This is a genomic window from Thalassococcus sp. S3, from assembly GCF_004216475.1.
GTDB lineage: Bacteria > Pseudomonadota > Alphaproteobacteria > Rhodobacterales > Rhodobacteraceae.
This window is the reverse complement of the sequence record NZ_CP022303.1, coordinates 491,947-509,189: the sequence shown is the minus strand read 5'-3', so window position 1 is coordinate 509,189 and position 17,243 is coordinate 491,947. Positions and strand designations below refer to the sequence as shown.

Genomic DNA, 17,243 nt, shown 5'->3' with positions numbered 1-17,243 from the left:
ACGGGCCAAGGTGTAGGGCCCCGAAGGTCCCCGGTTCGGTTTGTTCTTGCGAACAACGGCAAAGCCCCGGACGAATCCGGGGCTGTTGCGGATGGGGTCATGTAGGCCAGCATCGGATTGCGGTCAACACTTCATGTAGTTGCGGAGCGTTTTCTGCCAGGCGAGTCGAGGGTTATGGCCCCGCACCAAGCCATCAGACCTTGGCGAAGTGAATGCCTTCATACCGTGTTGTATCATATAGCTCGGGAAATAGCTTGGCGGACCGCCCTTGGTGACGCTTCGGCAAAACTCAATGTGAGCAGGCGAACCGCTATCGCCAAACCTCTTGAAAGCCTTTTCAAACCTGCCTCTCGTTCGGGTTGTTAGCCCATCGGAGAACATCAGCGACAATGCAAACTGAGCTTGATGTGCGGTGCGATCCGCCACACGCGTTGTATCGTAGTAGGCGCGCAGCTGCATGAGCAAGAAAAGACGAAGCGCCTTATCGTAGTCTTGCTTTTGAACACATGACCGCGCAGCCAGCAACAAGTCTGCAGGGGTTACGTCATTTGCAACATGATTGACAGAGACACATTCTATCTTCTTGGTCGGCTCTAGATTTCCAGGAGCCTCGTGATTTCTGATCTGCGATGAGGCTGGTGCGGCGCTCAGAAAGCCCAGAGCAACTAAAACAAGAAGTCGGATCACTTTGTTAAACCCTATCTATACAACCTTAGATTGAAATGCTTCTCGCGAAGGCCGTTCCAATTCCGCCGTGATCTTATCCTGATGCCAGGGCCGAGTGATAGTCAGCTTGTGTCTTGGCCCGTGTAGATGACAAGCGCTATCATCAGATTATTCCCTGAAAAGCAAAACCCCGGCCACTCGCGCAGCCGGGGTTCAAATCTGTAGGGCGGGGTTTCACCCCGCCGACCAATCAAAGACCTGTGGTCACGTCGATCGTGTTGCCTTCTTCGAGCGTCACGTAGGCTTTCTTGACATCCTTCCGCTTGCCCAGCTGGCCGCGGAAGCGTTTCGCCTTGCCCTTGGTGATCGTGGTGTTGACCGCCTTGACCTTCACACCAAAGAGCGCCTCGACGGCCTCTTTGATCTGGGGCTTGTTGCTGTCCATCGCCACTTCGAACACAATCGCGCCGTTCTCGGACGCCATCGTGGCCTTTTCGGTGATGATCGGCTTGCGGATCACGTCGTAATGTTCTGCCTTGGCACTCATTTCAAGCGAGCCTCCAGTGCTTCGACACCCGCCTTGGTGAGCACCAGCGTGTCACGCTTGAGGATGTCATAAACGTTTGCGCCCATCGTCGGCAGGATATCCAGACCTTCGATGTTGCGGGATGCCTTCAGGAACCCTTCGTTGACCTCGGCCCCGTCGATGACGAGCGCGCGTTTCCAGCCCAGGTTCTTGACCTGCTTGGCCAGAGCGGCGGTCTTGCCCTCAGCTTCGGCCGCGTCAATCACAACCAACTCGCCCGCTTTGGCCTTGGCCGACAGCGCGTGGCGCAGGCCCAGCTTGCGGAACTTCTTGGGCAGGTCGTGGCCGTGCGAACGCGGCGTCGGGCCCTTGTAGATACCACCCTTGCGGAAGATCGGCGCGTTGCGGTCCCCGTGGCGTGCGCCGCCGGTGCCCTTCTGGCGGTAGATCTTCTTGGTGGAATACGAGGTTTCCGACCGGGTCTTGACCTTGTGGGTGCCGGCCTGCGCGTTGTTGCGCTGCCAGCGGACGACGCGGTGCAGGATGTCGGCGCGGGGCTCGAGACCGAAGAGATCGGCGTCGAGCTCGATATCGCCGGCCTTGCCGCCGTCGAGTTTGATCACATCGAGTTTCATATCACTCGCCTTCCTTCTTCTCGGGTGCCTCGCCGGCCTCATCGGCCTTGTCGGCAGCGATTTCGGCTTCGGCCGCTTTCAGGGCTTCGGCTTCTGCAGCGGCCTGCTCTTCGGCCAGGCGCTGTGCTTCGGCCTCGGCCTCGGCGGCGGCTGCAGCAGCGGCCTCTTCAGCCGCTTTCGCCGCTTCATCGGCTGCGGATTTCAGAGCGGCGGGCAGGATCGCGTTCTCGGGGAACGGTTTCTTAACCGCGTCCTTGACCGTCACCCAGCCACCTTTGGAGCCGGGCACAGCCCCCTTGATCATGATCAGGCCACGGTCGGTATCGGTCTTGACGACCTGCAGGTTCTGCGTGGTCACCCGTGCAGCCCCCATGTGACCGGCCATCTTCTTACCTTTGAAGACCTTGCCGGGATCCTGACACTGACCGGTCGAACCATGCGAGCGGTGCGAGATCGACACGCCGTGCGAGGCGCGCAGACCGCCGAAATTGTGCCGCTTCATGGCACCGGCAAAACCCTTACCGATCGAGGTGCCCGTGACGTCCACGAACTGGCCTTCGAAGTAATGGTCGGCGATGATTTCCTCGCCCACATTGATCAGGTTGTCCGGGTCCACACGGAACTCCGCCACCTTCCGCTTGGGCTCGACCTTGGCGGCGGCGAAATGGCCGCGCATGGCCTGGCTCGTCCGCTTGGCCTTGACGCTGCCCGCACCAAGCTGAACGGCGGTGTAGCCGTCCTTGTCCGCGGTCCGCTGGGCCACGACCTGCAGCTTTTCAAGCTGCAGAACGGTCACCGGGACCTGCTTGCCATCTTCCATAAACAGCCGGGTCATCCCGACCTTCTTTGCAATAACGCCAGAGCGCAACATGATGATGTTCCCCCCGGATTAAGATTGCAGCTTGATCTCGACATCCACGCCAGCGGCGAGGTCGAGCTTCATCAGCGCGTCCACGGTCTGGGGGGTCGGATCGACGATGTCCAGCAGGCGCTTGTGCGTGCGGATCTCGAACTGGTCACGGGATTTCTTGTCGATGTGAGGGCCACGGAGAACCGTGAACTTCTCGATCTTGTTCGGCAGTGGGATCGGCCCGCGCACATTGGCGCCGGTCCGCTTGGCGGTGTTGACGATCTCCTGCGTGCTGGCGTCCAGCACACGGTAGTCAAACGCCTTCAGCCGAATACGGATGTTTTGGCTTTGCATTGTTGTCGCCTTTCAAGGCTCTTGGAGTTGATAGGACGACCGGAGGCTCATTCCGCCGGCCCTCGTCGAACCCGAAGGGCGGGAGAGGCTCCCGCCCTGAGGTGGATTTGACTGGGCGTTAGGCGCCCAGGTAATTTTGGTGTGGCCGCTGTGCTCTCGTCGGTCTTTCAGACCGAGTGCCGCTGGCAGCCAGAGCTGACACCGCGTTGCGGTCTCACTCGATGATCTTCGACACGACGCCTGCGCCGACGGTGCGGCCGCCTTCGCGGATCGCGAAGCGCAACCCGTTCTCCATCGCGATCGGCGCGATCAGGTCAACCGTGAACGACACGTTGTCGCCCGGCATCACCATCTCCGTGCCTTCCGCCAGCGTCACTGTGCCCGTCACATCCGTCGTGCGGAAGTAAAACTGCGGGCGGTAATTCGCAAAGAACGGCGTGTGACGGCCACCCTCTTCCTTGGTCAGGATGTAGGCCTCCGCCTCGAACTTCGTGTGCGGCGTCACCGAGCCCGGCTTGCAGAGCACCTGGCCCCGCTCGACACCGTCACGGTCCACACCGCGCAGCAGCGCACCGATGTTGTCGCCCGCTTCGCCGCGGTCCAGCAGCTTGCGGAACATCTCGACACCCGTGCAGGTCGTCTTCGAGGTGTCGCGGATGCCCACGATCTCGATCTCGTCGCCCACATTGATCACGCCGCGCTCCACCCGGCCGGTCACAACCGTACCGCGGCCGGAAATCGAGAACACGTCCTCGATCGGCATCAGGAACGGCTGGTCCACAGCACGCTCGGGCGTGTCGATGTACTCATCAACAGCTGCCATCAATTCCTTAATTTTCTCTTCACCGATCTCGGGATTGTTGCCTTCCATCGCCGCCAGAGCCGAACCGGCCACGATCGGAATGTCGTCGCCCGGGTACTCGTAGCTTTCCAGAAGCTCGCGGATTTCCATCTCGACAAGCTCCAGCAGCTCTTCGTCGTCGACCTGGTCGACCTTGTTCATGAACACGACCATCTTCGGGATGCCAACCTGGCGGCCCAGCAGGATATGCTCGCGCGTTTGCGGCATCGGGCCGTCCGCGGCGTTCACCACCAGGATCGCGCCGTCCATCTGAGCCGCACCGGTGATCATGTTCTTGACGTAGTCGGCGTGGCCGGGGCAGTCGACATGGGCGTAGTGGCGGTTCTCGGTCTCGTACTCAACATGCGCCGTCGAGATCGTGATCCCGCGCGCCTTCTCCTCGGGCGCGCCGTCAATCTGGTCATACGCCTTGAAGTCGCCGAAATACTTCGTAATCGCCGCCGTCAGCGTCGTCTTCCCATGGTCAACGTGACCAATCGTGCCAATGTTAACGTGCGGCTTATTACGCTCAAACTTTTCCTTCGCCATAATGGCCTCCTTATTCATGCCGCCTGCCCCTCAGGCAGGCTATTCCGTGTCAGTTTCCAAAAACGAGAACCCGCGCACGCCGCGCGAATTCCAGGGACATCTGGTTCAGTTCGGTTGCGGAATCTTCCCTCGTCGCAACAGCAACAAGCCCGCCAGCAGCCCAACCGCCGCCGCCCGATGTGATCTCGGTCGGCTCAAGAATGACGGCACCGGTGCGCGCGTCCACCAGCGACAGGGTGCCCTTCATGACGCTTTCCCCGCCGATCAGAATGGACTGACCGGCGGTGATGATGTTCACGCTTTGCATCGCAACGACCGCACGGACGTTGCGCGTGCCCTGACCTTGCCCGACCAATGTCGCGTTCAGATCCCGTTCCAGCGCCGCTTTGACGCTGGGTGTGGCGATCTGGCGGCCCGCGGTTGTCGGCCCCATGGCGCTGACATCCACGCTTGCATCCGTAACACGCAGAGTATCACGGATGGGGGCATCAATGACCGACGCGGTCGGAGAGACCCCAGCGCACCCAGCGAGAACCAAAGCGGCTGCGCCAAACAGGAACGCTCTTTTCGTTGTCTTCATTCTTCTTTTTCTTTCTTGGTCGAACGTCGTCAGGCTTATGCGTATTTCGCCTGGATCTCGTCAGAGATGTTCTGCGGGACCGGGTCGTAGTGATCGAACTGCATCGTGAACTGCGCGCGGCCCGAGGACATGGAGCGCAGCGTATTGATGTAGCCGAACATGTTGGCCAGCGGAACGAACGCATTAATCGCGATCGCGTTTCCGCGCGGTTCCTGACCGGTCACCTGACCGCGCCGGGACGTCAGATCGCCGATAATCCCGCCGGTATAATCTTCAGGCGTGATCACCTCGACCTTCATGATCGGTTCGAGCATCTTGGCACCGGCCTTGCGCATGCCTTCGCGCATGCACATCCGGGCCGCGATTTCAAAGGCCAGAACGCTGGAGTCCACGTCGTGGAATTTACCGTCGATCAAGGCGACCTTGAAGTCGATCACGGGGAAGCCGGCCAGCGGACCGGAATCCATCACCGACTGGATGCCCTTCTCGACGCCCGGGATGTATTCCTTGGGCACGGCACCACCGACGATACGGCTCTCGAAGGAATAGCCTTCACCCGCTTCTGTCGGCGAGATGATCATCTTCACCTCGGCGAACTGACCCGAACCACCCGATTGTTTCTTGTGGGTGTAGGTATGCTCGACCTCATGACCGATGGTTTCGCGATAGGCCACCTGCGGCGCACCGATGTTGGCTTCGACCTTGAATTCGCGCTTGAGACGATCCACCAGGATGTCGAGGTGCAGTTCGCCCATGCCTTTCATGATGGTCTGACCGGATTCCAGATCGGTTTCGACGCGGAAAGACGGGTCTTCGGCGGCCAGACGTTGCAGACCCTGAGACATCTTCTCCTGGTCGTTCTTGGTCTTGGGCTCCACCGCGATCTCGATCACCGGGTCGGGGAAGGTCATGGTTTCGAGAACCACCGGATCCTTGTCGTCGCAGAGCGTGTCGCCGGTTGTGGTGTCTTTCAGACCGGCCAGCGCGATGATGTCGCCCGCGAACGCTTCCTCGATCTCCTCGCGGTTGTTCGAGTGCATCATCATCATCCGACCAACGCGCTCTTTCTTGCCCTTGGTCGAGTTCAGCATCGAGCCGCCCTTGTTCAGGACGCCCGAGTAGATGCGGGTGAAGGTCAGCGAGCCGACGAACGGGTCGTTCATGATTTTGAACGCCAGACCGGCAAACGGCATATCGTCGTCCGCGCGGCGGGCTATGTTACGCTCTTCGTTTTCGTCGCCTGGTTTGAAGCCCATGTAATCGACCACGTCCAGCGGGCTGGGCAGATAGTCGATCACAGCGTTCAGCAGGGGCTGGACGCCTTTGTTCTTGAAGGCCGAGCCGCCCAGAACCGGAACGAAGTCAAGCGCGAGCGTACCCTTGCGCAGCAGTTTGCGCAGGGTCGCCACGTCGGGCTCGTCCCCTTCCAGGTAAGCTTCCATCGCGTCGTCGTCTTGTTCGACGGCCGCTTCGATCATCTTGTTGCGCCACTCCTCGCACATCTCTTTCAGCGAGTCGCGGATGTCGTTCTTTTCCCAGGTGGCACCCAGATCTTCGCCCTTGTAGACCCATTCCTGCATGGTCACGAGGTCGACGAGGCCTTCCAGCTCGGTCTCCGCGCCGATCGGAATGGCCACAGGCACGGCGCGCGCGCCAGTGCGGTCTTCGATCATGTTCACGCAGTTAAAGAAGTCGGCACCGATCTTGTCCATCTTGTTGACGAACACGATGCGCGGCACCTTGTAGCGATCGGCCTGACGCCAGACGGTTTCGGTCTGGGGCTCGACACCCGCATTGGCGTCCAGCACGCAGACAGCGCCATCAAGCACGGCCAGCGAACGTTCGACTTCGATGGTGAAGTCCACGTGGCCGGGCGTGTCGATGATGTTCAGGCGGTGCTTTTCGGTGTCGGCGGTCTTGCCGTCCTCGGTCCGCTCCCAGAAGGTCGTGGTGGCAGCCGAGGTGATCGTGATGCCCCGCTCCTGCTCCTGCTCCATCCAGTCCATGGTGGCCGCACCGTCGTGCACCTCACCGATGTTGTGGGACTTGCCTGTGTAATACAGGATCCGTTCCGAACAGGTGGTTTTGCCGGCATCGATGTGAGCCATGATGCCGAAGTTGCGATAGCGGTCGAGCGGGTAGTCGCGTGCCATGAGATTAAGCCTCGAAAAGGGTTACCAGCGGTAATGCGAAAAGGCCTTGTTGGCCTCTGCCATCTTGTGGGTGTCTTCGCGCTTCTTCACGGCGGAGCCACGGGATTGCACAGCATCCAGCAGTTCACCGGCGAGGCGTTCTTCCATCGTGTTTTCGTTGCGCGCGCGTGAGGCGTTGATCAGCCAGCGGATGGCCAGGGCCTCGCGGCGTTCGGGGCGCACTTCGACCGGAACCTGGTAGGTGGCACCACCGACACGGCGGGAACGGACCTCAACAGCCGGTTTGATGTTGTCGAGCGCTTCGTGGAACACTTCGACGGGTGCGCGCTTGATCTTGCCTTCAACGCGGTCAAGCGCGTTGTAGACGATTTTCTCTGCGACCGACTTTTTGCCGTCGATCATCAGGTTGTTCATGAATTTGGTCAGAACCTTATCGCCAAACTTGGCGTCGGGCAGGACTTCGCGTTTTTCGGCGGCGTGACGACGTGACATCTGCTGCTCTCCTTATTTGGGGCGCTTGGCGCCGTATTTCGAGCGGCGTTGCTTACGGTCTTTGACGCCCTGTGTATCCAGAACACCGCGAAGAATGTGGTAACGCACACCGGGAAGGTCTTTCACACGACCGCCGCGGATCAACACAACCGAGTGTTCCTGCAGGTTGTGGCTCTCGCCGGGGATGTATGAGATGACCTCGAACCCGTTGGTCAGGCGCACCTTTGCGACCTTCCGCATGGCGGAGTTCGGTTTCTTCGGTGTCGTGGTATAGACACGCGTACACACGCCACGCTTCTGCGGGCACTGCTCCAGATGCATGGATTTGGAGCGTTTCACTTTGGGCTGCCGCGGCTTGCGGATCAGCTGTTGGATCGTTGGCATTCCGGTTTTATCCCCGTCTTAGCAACACTTGCGTCTCTGCACGCGGTGTTGCGTGCGGTTTCAATTCCTCGCGCCCTGTGCGTCCACAAGCGCAAAACCCGCGATCGTTCCCATTCCGAGGTGAACGACGCGGTTGGGTATCAGAGGATCGGGGCGATAAAGGGGCCCGGATCTTGACCACTACACTCTGAGATCGGCGGATGGGGCGACCCCCGGAGCCGAGATAGCGGGCGTATAGGGGGAGTCGGATAGCTTGTCAACAGCACCGCCGGGTTGCCAAGGACACGTCTCGGATGGCAGGTTTGCATTGGATAACAAGGCAAAATCGGCGGGACAGGAAAGATGAAGGTGATCGGGCTCTGCCGGTTTTCTTACCCGGCAGAAGGCGGCTTTCAGGTGGAGCACGAAACTCTGCAAGACAGGATCGCCTATCTGTACCGGCCCGAACGGATGGAGGAGCGGTTTCGCCATTTCGAAACCGTGATGTTACCGGGATTAAAGGCCCAGACCGACCCGGATTTCACCTTTTTGATCGTGATCGGAGAGAGCCTTCCCCAATTGTGGCGCGAACGGTTGATGGATCTGGTCGCCGCGTTTCCCCAAGCAAAGGTCGAAGCTCACCCTCCGGGCCCTCACCGAAAGGTCATGCAAGGCGTGCTGAATGAAGCGCGCGGCGCAAATCTGGAGCCATGCCTTCAGTTCCGCCACGACGATGATGATGCGGTCGCCGTCGATTTTATCGAACGTCTCAAGTCGGTCGCCAAGGATTGCGACGGTCTCTTGCACCGCAACCGTCTGGTCGCCTTCGACTTCAACCGGGGGTATGTCGCGCAACCGGATGCACGCGGCATTCTCGCGGCGGAGAATTTCACGCCGTTCTGGGGCGTGGCGCTTGCTGTCGCCGTGCAGCAGGGCGTCCGGCAAAGCATCATGAACTTTGCCCATAACAAGCTCCCGCGGTTCATGCCTGCCGTGTCCATCACCGACAGCCCGATGTTTGTCCGCGGCCATAACGATTTTAATGACAGCAGGCAGGGCAGCAATGTCCGGCAAGTGCCGCTGGAACGTTTGAACGAAGAAGGGGAAGACCTCTTCCGTAACCGCTTTGCGATTGACGCGGATCATGTCCGGCGGGTGTTTTCAGACGCCTGAAACCTGCCGTTCCCGGTAGAAGGTAAAAACGCCGCTTGCGACAAGTATGCCCGCGCCGATCAACGTAACCGTGTCGGGCCAGTCGCCAAAGACGAACCAGCCCAAGACAAGCGCCCAAAGAAGACTTGTATAACGGAAGGGCGCCACGAACGAGACCTCGCCAACGCGCATCACCAGCACGCTCAGAAGATAACCGCACATGATGAAAAGGGAGGATCCGAAGATGAGGGCTGCCAGGTGCGGGGCAACCGGGCGCCACTCCTCGGTCAGGCTGGCGAAGGCCGCGGCGATCAAAACTGCGACCGATGTCAGAAAGGCGATGCCCAGCGATGGTATGTCGTCGGGCATCCGCCGGGTCGCAAGATCACGCAGGGTGACACACAGGACGGCAGCCAAGGCATAGCCCGCGTAAAGACTAAAGCCGTCCGGACCTGGCCGGACGATCAACAACATGCCGCCAAAGCCCACGAAGATCGCGCTGAGCCTGCGCCAGCCGATCGGCTCTTTGAAAAAGAGGAAGGCCCCAAGGGTCACGACGAGCGGAAGGACCTGAAGGATCGCGGTGATATTGGCAAGCGGCATATTCAGCAGCGCTGTCAGAAAGAAATAGGCCGCACCGATTTCGCCCAGGCAGCGTAAACCAATCAAACCCCAGGTCGCACCGTTTGCCGAGAACCGCAGCGCGCCCAGCCGCCAGGCCAGGACCCCAAGCAAGGCGGCTGTCAGGATGGTGCGCAAGGTGATCAACTGAAAAAGCGGTACCTGCCCACCGGTTGCCTTCACGAACGTATCGCTGACCGTGAAGGCGGCCATGCTGCCGATCATCAAAAGCGCGCCCTTTGTGTTCGCGGCGGTCATGTTGCTCATCCAAGCTGTGCCAATCGGTCGGGATCCAGCCCGAACCCATCCCGCAGAAGCGGATCGAGGCGCTGCGGCCGCATGGGTTTGCCGGGGTCCGGGTGATCTCCGGAATCGTTGTCTTGATGCACGGTACGCACATACATCGGGCAATGTGCCTCGGTATAGCAGTCAAAGAACTGCGGCAGGGCACGATGGTTGCGCCGATAGATGTTGGCGGGATGATCGACCGGGGCGACCATTGTCAATCCGATCCCCAGGGGTGCCCGGACGGAGACTTCGCTGTAATGCGGCTGTCTCTCGCCCAGGTACATGAAAAGACCGCGATTGAAGCCGATGACGAAGGGCTCTGCCGACAATCGGATGGCGCCGATCTGATGCGCCAATTGGCGGGTGCGCTCGACAATGGTGACATGCATCGCATCATCGTCGTCGGTGCGCATCGTCGCGACATGCGTCGCGTCCGGATCGGTAGGCATCGCGGCAAAGGCCGCCTTGATCGCGGGGTATTGCTCCATGATCGGCAAGTCGATGATCTGCGCCCAGGGATACGGTGCCAAAAGGATCTCCAGACGGCGGCGCGCATCGTTGGGAAGTGTCTCGCCCGTCAGGAAACCCACCTGCATATCCGTTGAGGTCTGGGCCGCCAGCGACGGCAACAGGATGGTTTCGAACAACGCAAACCGACGCTCAAGACGCGCCGGATCGTAAAGCATGCCCGTCACCGCCTCCAACCCCCGCTTTGCCGATGAGAAACCGGCGGTTGAGAGATAGGAAAACCGGATCAGGATCTTGAGTTGAATATTCATGAAAACCGCGCGGGCTCCTGACCTTTTCCATCACGCTAGTGCAAGAAACGGGCACAAGAATGGCAAAGTCCAGAGGGTATGGACAGACCAGCACCATATCTTTCCTGGCAAGGCGACCCTTGCACTCCCGGTGAGAAATGCGAGCAAGTGATCCTTATTCGTCGACTTTGCGAACCTCGACGATGGTTGTGGCGGCGAGGCGTTCAATCAGGCTGCTCTCGATATCTTCCATCACATCCGTCACCCGGCGATGCAATGCGTGCTCGACCGAGCATGCGGGGGCGCTGATCTCTCCCCCTTCCGCGATAAGCCGCTCGTCCAGAGCGAGGTAGACATCCGCAAGCGTGATGCTTTGCGGAGGACGAGCCAAGCGCCATCCCCCTGCATGTCCTTTTTCCGATGTCAGTAATCCCGCCTTGCGCAACCGGCCAAGGACACGGCGCACGACAACCGGATTGGTGCCTGCGTGGGCGGCGATATCGGCAGATGTCCGTGTGCGTTCCGGTTCACCAGCCATATGACCAAGGGTATGCAGAGCAAGATAAAGGCGACCATTCCGCTTCAAAGCGACACTCCGCTATTCTTTGAAATCACGTAACAAAGATTGTTGCGTAAATCTAGTAACTGATGTAGTTGCATGACATTAGTATCGCTTCATTTTCCGAGTGCAAATCATGCAAGACAACCCCATTTCTGTCACGCCACTCTCCCGTTACCTCTCTCGCCCAGTTTTTTCGAGCCGCAAAATCCGTTCAAATGATGAAACGCGGGTGGTCGGCACATGACCCTCCAGCGCGCCACCGTTGCTGACGCTGCCGTCGGTGTTGCCGTTGCCGACCGAGCCGACGCGCTGAGGCATTTTCTCATGCCGGGATATGCTGCAGCAATCTGGCGCAAACAAACACCACCAGACATGCAGTCCTGGCTGGATACCCTGTCTCCCAGCCACTTCCCGCAAGCTCGCGTGATCCTGCGCCCCGATCAGACCAAAGACGCTGTCGAACAGTTGTGCAACATCGCGGAAACACCTTTGGGGGCGGAACGCGACCACCTTATCGATGACATCGCGGCACTCGCCGACGTCTTTTCGAACCTGATGGGCGTAGACTATCTGCGGTTGCGATTGCAGGCGGTCACCAACGACGCGTGCCGCAAGTTTCACATCGACAGGCTCACCGCGCGTCTTGTTTGCACGTATCGCGGCCCCGGAACGCAATATGGCTTGTCGACCGACGGGACAGAGCCGCGGCGTGTCTTCACAGTTCCGACCGGGGCGCCGATCCTTCTTCGTGGCACGCTGTGGCCGGAGGAGCCAAAGTCCGGGCTGTTGCATCGTTCGCCGCCGATTGAGGGAACCGGGATGACGCGCTTTGTTCTGGTCCTCGACCCGGTCGAAAGCCCGGAGTATGAGGCGTGACCGGCAATCTCGGCGCGACCAGTCTGCGGCGCAGACGCAGACCGGGGCAATCCATGCAGACATATGACACGCTGCCCGCGCCGATCCGGCAATGGCTGTCGCAGGCCGCGCTGCCATGGTCGCCGGCATCTGCCAGGAAGATCTGGATGCGTGCCCGTGCAAAAGGTATGAGCGCCGAAGAAGCGATCACAACGCTCTCACAGGCGGAAGCCCGCAGTCTCAAAAGAGATCGGTGGGCCGTAGAGCGGGACCCAATTGTTCAAACGTAAAGGAAGTTACCCATGTCCATTTTGACACGGCTCGCCCTTGCCGCCCTTGTCGGGCTTGGTACGGTGATGCCCGCTGCAGCTCAGCAAGGCAGCCTCACAATCGCAACGATGAGCGGCCCTGCCAATGAAGCTCCGGATCCTCGGGCCCGCTACAACGGGTGGCTGTCCAACCAAACGGGCGTGACCGAAACCCTGATGGGGATTGATTACGACCTGAAGCTGGTCCCGCGCGTGGCGGAGAGTATCGAACAAACCAACCCGACCACCTGGCGTGTCACGCTGCGCGAGGACATGCAGTTTCATGACGGATCACCTGTCACCGCCCAATCGGTGATCGATGCGATTGCGCCCATTTCCGAAGAAGGCCACCCAGGACACAATGCGCGTATTGCAAAACTCCTGGATCTGGCGGGGATGACCGCAGACGGGGACAGAAATGTCGTCTTTGAGACCAATTCCCCCAACGCCGCCTTTCCCTGGACGCTTTCGGAACCGGGCATCGCTGTGCTGGGGCCGGTCAGCGACGCCTTTCCAATCAACGCGACGGGACCGTTTGTCTTTCGCGAAGCCATCCCCGAGCAGCTTTACCGGGTTGAGGCGAACCTGAACTATCGCCTCGGCGCCCCGGGCCTGTCAGAGATCCGTGTCGTTCAATCGGCCGACCCCGCCTCGGCCGCGCTGGCCTTCGAGGCCGGTGAGGTCGATATGGTCATCAACTATCCCGAAGCCGACTTTGAGCGCATCAAAAGCACCGGCGCGCAAGGCTTCTCGGCTCCGACAACACGGCTCTATTTCTACTCGATGAATACGGCGAACGGCCCTATGCAAAACCCGCTGATCCGGCGCGCCGTGTCCCTTGCGATTGATCGTCAAGGTGTTGTGGATGCGACCTTGTCCGGTGTTGGCGGCGTTCCTGCCGGAACGATATTTCCTGCCGGTCTTGGATGGGCTGCGGATATCGCGCCGTCATATGATCCCGCCGAGGCGGAGCGCCTGCTGGCCGAGGCAGGTGCGGTGAAGGAGGGCGGACTTTGGATGATCGACGGCGCGCCGCTGGAAATCGACATTGTCACCTACTCCTCCCGCGCAGCACTCCCCCCAACGGCAGAATTGACCCAAGCCTTTCTTCAGGCCATTGGCGTGACAGCAACGGTGCGGGTCGGTGAATACGGGGCCAGCAATGACGCTATCGCGAACGGCACCGCGGATCTTTTCTTGCAGGCTTGGATCTCCACTCCGCAAGGCGATCCGGGCGCGTTTCCCGAAGCGCTGCTTCAGAGCGATGGTGGGTCCAATGCGGGTGGCTATTCAAACCCCGAGATGGACAAGCTGTTGAAAGAGGGTCGGCTGACCTTTGAACCAGAGGCCCGGGCATTGATCTACGATGACGTTCAAAACATCATTGCAGAGGATGCCGCGCTGATCCCGGTCTTCCATGTCAGCCAGGTCAACGTCGCGCGCGCCGGTCTGACCGGATATGCCGTGCACCCGACCGAGACATACTGGATGAACCACAAGGTTTCGATCACCGAATGACACTCTCTGTCACCGGCCTGAGCGTGCAGCGTTCGGGCCGGACGATCCTAGCGCCGACATCCCTAAGCATCGCACCCAGCGAACGGATTGGCCTGGTGGGGGCCTCCGGGTCTGGGAAATCGACACTGGGTCATGCACTCATCGACGACTTGCGCGCACGGGGACAGCGCGTGGCGCATGTGCCGCAAAGCCCCGACGAAGCGCTCGATCCGCTTCGGAGCCTGTCCTTTCACTGGCAGGAGGCCGAGGCCGCACTCGGACTGCGACAGACCACCGAAGAACGCCAAAAGATCTTCACCGCGCTTCGGATAGAGGGGGGTGACCTGCGCAAGCGGCCCTGGGGCTGGAGCCGTGGCATGCAGCAGCGCTTCGTCATCGCGCTGGCTTTGATCGGAACACCTGACCTGCTGGTCCTGGACGAGCCGACATCCGCCCTCGACCCCGTGGTGGCCGCCGGGACAATGGATTTGCTGGACGAATATCTGTCGGAACGTCAGACATCGATGCTGCTGATCACCCACGATCTTGGCCTCGCGGCCCGCCGCGTGGACCGCTTGATCGTGATGGAGGGTGGGCAAATCGTCGAAGACGCCCCGACCGAAAGACTGCTCCATGCGCCGGAAACACGCGCATCCAAGGCGCTCTCGGCGCATAGAAACTGGCTTAGTCTGCCATGCTGAAGGTTGAAAACGTAACAGTCAAACGCGGCAGATCCACTACGTTGGACAACGTTTCGCTGCATCTTGGCGCTGGATGCTCTCTTGCTGTTGTCGGGGAAAGCGGGGCGGGCAAGTCCACTCTTATTGGAGCGGTTCTGGGCCTTCTCAAGCCCGCGCTTGGAAAGATCACATGGGATGGTGGACCCGTCCGTAATTGTCGTCCAAGCCTTGTCATGCAAGAGCCAAGGGCGGCATTCAATCCCGCTCTGTCTTTGCGCAGATCGGTTCTGGAGCCGCTCAAGGCTCAACGTTTGGCATATGATCCGGTCCGCCTGGACCGGCTTTGCGAGGGGCTGGAATTGCCCGCCGATCTGCTGGACAGACAGCCACATGAAGTGTCCATCGGCCAGGCCCAGCGAGCCGGCATTCTGCGCGCACTGATCGCGGCACCCCGGCTCGTTCTCTTTGACGAACCTCTCTCGGCCCTGGATGCGGTGACGCAGAAGCACACCGCCCGCTTGATCGCAGAGCTGCAGGCCGAGGAAGGATTTGCCGCCCTGGTCGTTACCCATGATCTTGGATATGCGGCGGCCCACGGCGACGAGATCGCGGTACTGCGCGCCGGACGTATCGAGGAATTAACCCGCGCGGAATACTTCGTCGCGGCGCCGCAGACCGAATACGGTCGCGTCCTGCGCAACGCGGCCTTCTCACTTGGCGCTTTGGAGCGTGTCGCGTGACACAGGCCTTGCTGGGGCTTTTGCTGCGCGCGGTCATCGTTCTTGCCGGCACAGCCCTTGCAACCTTCTCGCTGCTTTGGCACGCGCCCGGCGATCCCGCCCTCGCGATTGCCTTGGCCCGTTATGATGCGGTCGTCCCGGAAGAGATCCTTGCCGAAATCCGGGCCGAAGCAGGGTTCGATGCCGGGTTTTGGCCCGCTTTTCTGGCCTGGATCGGCCCTTTGCTGACCGGTGATTTCGGCAATTCGTCGGTGACGGGGCGACCGGTCTGGCCGGATCTGCTTTCGGCCCTCTCCTACACAATACCGCTCGCACTGACGGGTCTGGCCATCGGCATCGCCATATCGTTGCCGCTTGCCCATCTTGCCACCCGGCGACCGGGTGGCTGGATTGACCGGGGCGCGGTTGCCCTCGCTTCGCTGGGTGCAGCCATACCCGCCTACTGGCTGGGGCTCCTCCTGGTCCTTCTCTTCGCGGTCAAGCTTGCATGGTTGCCGGCCATGGGCGCCCGTACGCCAGCGCATATGATCCTTCCGGCCCTAACCCTTGGGCTTGGCGTGGCCGCGGCGCTGACCCGCATCATGCGGTCCGGCATTCTGGAAGCACGTGGCCAACCGTTTCTGCCCGCCCTGCGACGGCGCGGCGTCGCCGAGCGTTCCATCGGGCGCCATCACGTGGCACCACACGCCGCCGTCCCGGTGATCACCGTCTTCGGGCTGGAACTTGCCTTTCTCTTGGAAGGAGCCGTCATGGTCGAAGTGATTTTCGCCCGACCCGGCCTGGGCAGCTTTCTTGTCGGCGCGATCGAGGCCCGCGATTTTCCAAAGGTACAGGCCGTTGTGATCCTGACCGCCTTGTTGTTCGTCTCCATCAACCTGTTGATTGATGTGATCTATCGCCTGATCGACCCGCGTATCGGAGCACACAATGCGTAGTGTGGCCGTTCTCGCCCTTGTCTTTGTCGCGATCGCTGTCGGCGGCCCGCTTGTTGCGCCCTATGATCCCAATGCCATAGATATTCCCAACCGACTACAACCGCCGAGCGCCACGTGGCTGCTGGGCACGGATGCCTTGGGCAGAGACATCCTGTCCCGGCTCCTGCACGGCGCCCAATGGTCACTGGGCCTTGCGTTTTTGATCTCTCTGATCGGCCTTGTCATTGGATCGCTGGTCGGTCTGATCGCCGCACTTGGTGGGAAGCGCGTGGACTGGGCCATGATGCGGGTCACGGACACGTTTCTTGCCTTTCCCGATCTTGTGGCCGCCGTGGTGATTGCGGGCCTGCTGCAATCGGGCACCTGGAGCCTTATTCTGGCGCTGAGTGTCACCGGCTGGATGCGCTACGCGCGCGTTGCGCGCGGCATCGGTCTGTCGCTTGAAAGCCGGGGATATGTGATCCAGGCGCGACTGGCCGGGCTGCCACCGATGGCGATTGCCCGATGGCACTACCTTCCGTCGCTTCTTCCATCACTCACCGTGGTTTGGACCGGTATGTTTGCGCGCGCGATCCTGGGCATCTCGGCCCTTGGTTTTCTGGGCTTCGGTGTCCAACCGCCCTCGCCCGAGTGGGGAACAATGCTGCTGGATGCCCGGATCCACATGCGCTCAACACCGCTGCAGATGATCTGGCCCGGCATTGCCGTCGTGATCTGCGTTCTGGCAATCAACCTGACTGGTGACGCCCTGCGGGACGCTCTTGCCAGACATGAGGAAAAGCGCGCGCCGGAAGGCTCCGATCAACCGAGAGGAAACGCCTGAATGAAAAAAGCGCGG

At 60.5% G+C, this 17,243-nt stretch carries 21 protein-coding genes; 8 read left to right on the top strand and 13 right to left on the bottom strand.

The genetic code is table 11. From position 1 onward, the window contains the following. Positions 1-123 precede the first annotated feature (123 nt). The 10 genes from CFI11_RS02600 to rpsL all read right to left on the bottom strand — a co-directional run bounded on the left by CFI11_RS02600 (position 124) and on the right by rpsL (position 8,030). The gene (locus CFI11_RS02600) at positions 124-687 is read right to left on the bottom strand and encodes a hypothetical protein (RefSeq protein WP_130402778.1); all 564 of its coding nucleotides are present in this window, start codon (positions 685-687) and stop codon (positions 124-126) included. Between the two features lie 229 nt (positions 688-916). Then, the gene (locus CFI11_RS02595) at positions 917-1,213 is read right to left on the bottom strand and encodes a 50S ribosomal protein L23 (protein WP_130402776.1); all 297 of its coding nucleotides are present in this window, start codon (positions 1,211-1,213) and stop codon (positions 917-919) included. Beyond that, positions 1,210-1,827 (bottom strand): 50S ribosomal protein L4, encoded by a 618-nt coding sequence (gene rplD / locus CFI11_RS02590; RefSeq protein WP_130402774.1) that lies wholly within the window; start codon positions 1,825-1,827, stop codon positions 1,210-1,212. The genes CFI11_RS02595 and rplD overlap by 4 nt, the downstream gene beginning before the upstream one ends. Position 1,828: 1 nt before the next feature. Next, on the bottom strand, positions 1,829-2,698 hold the full coding sequence (rplC, locus tag CFI11_RS02585; protein ID WP_130402772.1) for a 50S ribosomal protein L3: 870 nt from the start codon (positions 2,696-2,698) through the stop codon (positions 1,829-1,831). Positions 2,699-2,716: 18 nt separating this feature from the next. After that, positions 2,717-3,031 (bottom strand): 30S ribosomal protein S10, encoded by a 315-nt coding sequence (gene rpsJ / locus CFI11_RS02580; RefSeq protein ID WP_130402770.1) that lies wholly within the window; start codon positions 3,029-3,031, stop codon positions 2,717-2,719. A 214-nt stretch (positions 3,032-3,245) separates the two neighbouring features. Then, positions 3,246-4,421: an elongation factor Tu gene (gene tuf / locus CFI11_RS02575; RefSeq protein WP_130402659.1), complete on the bottom strand. Its 1,176-nt coding sequence runs from the start codon at positions 4,419-4,421 to the stop codon at positions 3,246-3,248. A 49-nt stretch (positions 4,422-4,470) separates the two neighbouring features. Then, complete coding sequence (locus tag CFI11_RS02570) at positions 4,471-5,001, bottom strand: hypothetical protein (RefSeq protein ID WP_130402768.1); 531 nt, start codon at positions 4,999-5,001, stop codon at positions 4,471-4,473. Between the two features lie 35 nt (positions 5,002-5,036). Continuing rightward, positions 5,037-7,154 carry an elongation factor G gene (gene fusA, locus CFI11_RS02565; protein ID WP_130402766.1) on the bottom strand — a complete coding sequence of 706 codons (2,118 nt, stop codon included), beginning with the start codon at positions 7,152-7,154 and terminating at the stop codon, positions 5,037-5,039. Between the two features lie 21 nt (positions 7,155-7,175). Continuing rightward, on the bottom strand, positions 7,176-7,646 hold the full coding sequence (rpsG, locus tag CFI11_RS02560; RefSeq protein WP_130402764.1) for a 30S ribosomal protein S7: 471 nt from the start codon (positions 7,644-7,646) through the stop codon (positions 7,176-7,178). Positions 7,647-7,658: 12 nt separating this feature from the next. Beyond that, positions 7,659-8,030, bottom strand: coding sequence for a 30S ribosomal protein S12 (rpsL, locus tag CFI11_RS02555; RefSeq protein ID WP_005621086.1), 372 nt, complete (start codon positions 8,028-8,030; stop codon positions 7,659-7,661). A 342-nt stretch (positions 8,031-8,372) separates the two neighbouring features. Here rpsL and CFI11_RS02550 point away from each other — a divergent pair, with 342 nt between their 5' ends. Next, positions 8,373-9,182, top strand: a complete 810-nt coding sequence (locus CFI11_RS02550) for a putative rhamnosyl transferase (RefSeq protein ID WP_130402762.1) — start codon at positions 8,373-8,375, stop codon at positions 9,180-9,182. Here the strand turns inward: CFI11_RS02550 and CFI11_RS02545 are convergent. From CFI11_RS02545 to CFI11_RS02535, 3 genes are all read right to left on the bottom strand, one after another. Further along, positions 9,171-10,040, bottom strand: a complete 870-nt coding sequence (locus CFI11_RS02545) for a DMT family transporter (RefSeq protein WP_254449006.1) — start codon at positions 10,038-10,040, stop codon at positions 9,171-9,173. The genes CFI11_RS02550 and CFI11_RS02545 overlap by 12 nt on opposite strands. A gap of 5 nt (positions 10,041-10,045) precedes the next feature. Continuing rightward, on the bottom strand, positions 10,046-10,849 hold the full coding sequence (locus CFI11_RS02540) for a glycosyltransferase (RefSeq protein WP_130402758.1): 804 nt from the start codon (positions 10,847-10,849) through the stop codon (positions 10,046-10,048). 154 nt (positions 10,850-11,003) lie between these two features. Next, positions 11,004-11,414 carry an Rrf2 family transcriptional regulator gene (locus tag CFI11_RS02535; protein WP_130402756.1) on the bottom strand — a complete coding sequence of 137 codons (411 nt, stop codon included), beginning with the start codon at positions 11,412-11,414 and terminating at the stop codon, positions 11,004-11,006. Between the two features lie 216 nt (positions 11,415-11,630). Between CFI11_RS02535 and CFI11_RS02530 the strand changes: the two genes are divergently transcribed. From CFI11_RS02530 to CFI11_RS02500, 7 genes are read left to right on the top strand one after another with little or no spacing between them, the layout of a single operon-like run. Further along, on the top strand, positions 11,631-12,266 hold the full coding sequence (locus CFI11_RS02530; protein ID WP_130402754.1) for a DUF1826 domain-containing protein: 636 nt from the start codon (positions 11,631-11,633) through the stop codon (positions 12,264-12,266). Continuing rightward, a complete protein-coding gene (locus tag CFI11_RS02525) occupies positions 12,263-12,535 on the top strand; it encodes a DUF6525 family protein (RefSeq protein ID WP_130402752.1) in 273 nt (90 codons plus the stop codon). Before CFI11_RS02530 ends, CFI11_RS02525 begins: the two co-directional genes overlap by 4 nt. 12 nt (positions 12,536-12,547) lie before the next feature. Then, on the top strand, positions 12,548-14,071 hold the full coding sequence (locus tag CFI11_RS02520; protein ID WP_130402750.1) for an ABC transporter substrate-binding protein: 1,524 nt from the start codon (positions 12,548-12,550) through the stop codon (positions 14,069-14,071). Next, on the top strand, positions 14,068-14,751 hold the full coding sequence (locus CFI11_RS02515) for an ATP-binding cassette domain-containing protein (protein WP_130402748.1): 684 nt from the start codon (positions 14,068-14,070) through the stop codon (positions 14,749-14,751). Before CFI11_RS02520 ends, CFI11_RS02515 begins: the two co-directional genes overlap by 4 nt. Next, positions 14,745-15,470: an ABC transporter ATP-binding protein gene (locus CFI11_RS02510; protein WP_130402746.1), complete on the top strand. Its 726-nt coding sequence runs from the start codon at positions 14,745-14,747 to the stop codon at positions 15,468-15,470. The genes CFI11_RS02515 and CFI11_RS02510 overlap by 7 nt, the downstream gene beginning before the upstream one ends. Then, the gene (locus CFI11_RS02505) at positions 15,467-16,405 is read left to right on the top strand and encodes an ABC transporter permease (protein WP_130402744.1); all 939 of its coding nucleotides are present in this window, start codon (positions 15,467-15,469) and stop codon (positions 16,403-16,405) included. The genes CFI11_RS02510 and CFI11_RS02505 overlap by 4 nt, the downstream gene beginning before the upstream one ends. Next, the gene (locus CFI11_RS02500) at positions 16,398-17,228 is read left to right on the top strand and encodes an ABC transporter permease (RefSeq protein WP_130402742.1); all 831 of its coding nucleotides are present in this window, start codon (positions 16,398-16,400) and stop codon (positions 17,226-17,228) included. The genes CFI11_RS02505 and CFI11_RS02500 overlap by 8 nt, the downstream gene beginning before the upstream one ends. Positions 17,229-17,243 lie beyond the last annotated feature (15 nt).

Bases quoted from the DNA above. Each gene is read 5' to 3' on its own strand.
- CFI11_RS02500 (WP_130402742.1), top strand. From the start codon at position 16,398: ATGCGTAGTGTGGCCGTTCTCGCCCTTGTCTTTGTCGCGATCGCTGTC.
- CFI11_RS02520 (WP_130402750.1), top strand. From the start codon at position 12,548: ATGTCCATTTTGACACGGCTCGCCCTTGCCGCCCTTGTCGGGCTTGGT.
- CFI11_RS02515 (WP_130402748.1), top strand. From the start codon at position 14,068: ATGACACTCTCTGTCACCGGCCTGAGCGTGCAGCGTTCGGGCCGGACG.
- rplD (WP_130402774.1), bottom strand. From the start codon at position 1,827: ATGAAACTCGATGTGATCAAACTCGACGGCGGCAAGGCCGGCGATATC.
- CFI11_RS02550 (WP_130402762.1), top strand. From the start codon at position 8,373: ATGAAGGTGATCGGGCTCTGCCGGTTTTCTTACCCGGCAGAAGGCGGC.
- CFI11_RS02510 (WP_130402746.1), top strand. From the start codon at position 14,745: ATGCTGAAGGTTGAAAACGTAACAGTCAAACGCGGCAGATCCACTACG.
- rpsJ (WP_130402770.1), bottom strand. From the start codon at position 3,031: ATGCAAAGCCAAAACATCCGTATTCGGCTGAAGGCGTTTGACTACCGT.
- rpsG (WP_130402764.1), bottom strand. From the start codon at position 7,646: ATGTCACGTCGTCACGCCGCCGAAAAACGCGAAGTCCTGCCCGACGCC.
- rpsL (WP_005621086.1), bottom strand. From the start codon at position 8,030: ATGCCAACGATCCAACAGCTGATCCGCAAGCCGCGGCAGCCCAAAGTG.
- CFI11_RS02530 (WP_130402754.1), top strand. From the start codon at position 11,631: ATGACCCTCCAGCGCGCCACCGTTGCTGACGCTGCCGTCGGTGTTGCC.
- CFI11_RS02570 (WP_130402768.1), bottom strand. From the start codon at position 5,001: ATGAAGACAACGAAAAGAGCGTTCCTGTTTGGCGCAGCCGCTTTGGTT.
- fusA (WP_130402766.1), bottom strand. From the start codon at position 7,154: ATGGCACGCGACTACCCGCTCGACCGCTATCGCAACTTCGGCATCATG.
- CFI11_RS02595 (WP_130402776.1), bottom strand. From the start codon at position 1,213: ATGAGTGCCAAGGCAGAACATTACGACGTGATCCGCAAGCCGATCATC.
- rplC (WP_130402772.1), bottom strand. From the start codon at position 2,698: ATGTTGCGCTCTGGCGTTATTGCAAAGAAGGTCGGGATGACCCGGCTG.
- tuf (WP_130402659.1), bottom strand. From the start codon at position 4,421: ATGGCGAAGGAAAAGTTTGAGCGTAATAAGCCGCACGTTAACATTGGC.
- CFI11_RS02540 (WP_130402758.1), bottom strand. From the start codon at position 10,849: ATGAATATTCAACTCAAGATCCTGATCCGGTTTTCCTATCTCTCAACC.
- CFI11_RS02545 (WP_254449006.1), bottom strand. From the start codon at position 10,040: ATGACCGCCGCGAACACAAAGGGCGCGCTTTTGATGATCGGCAGCATG.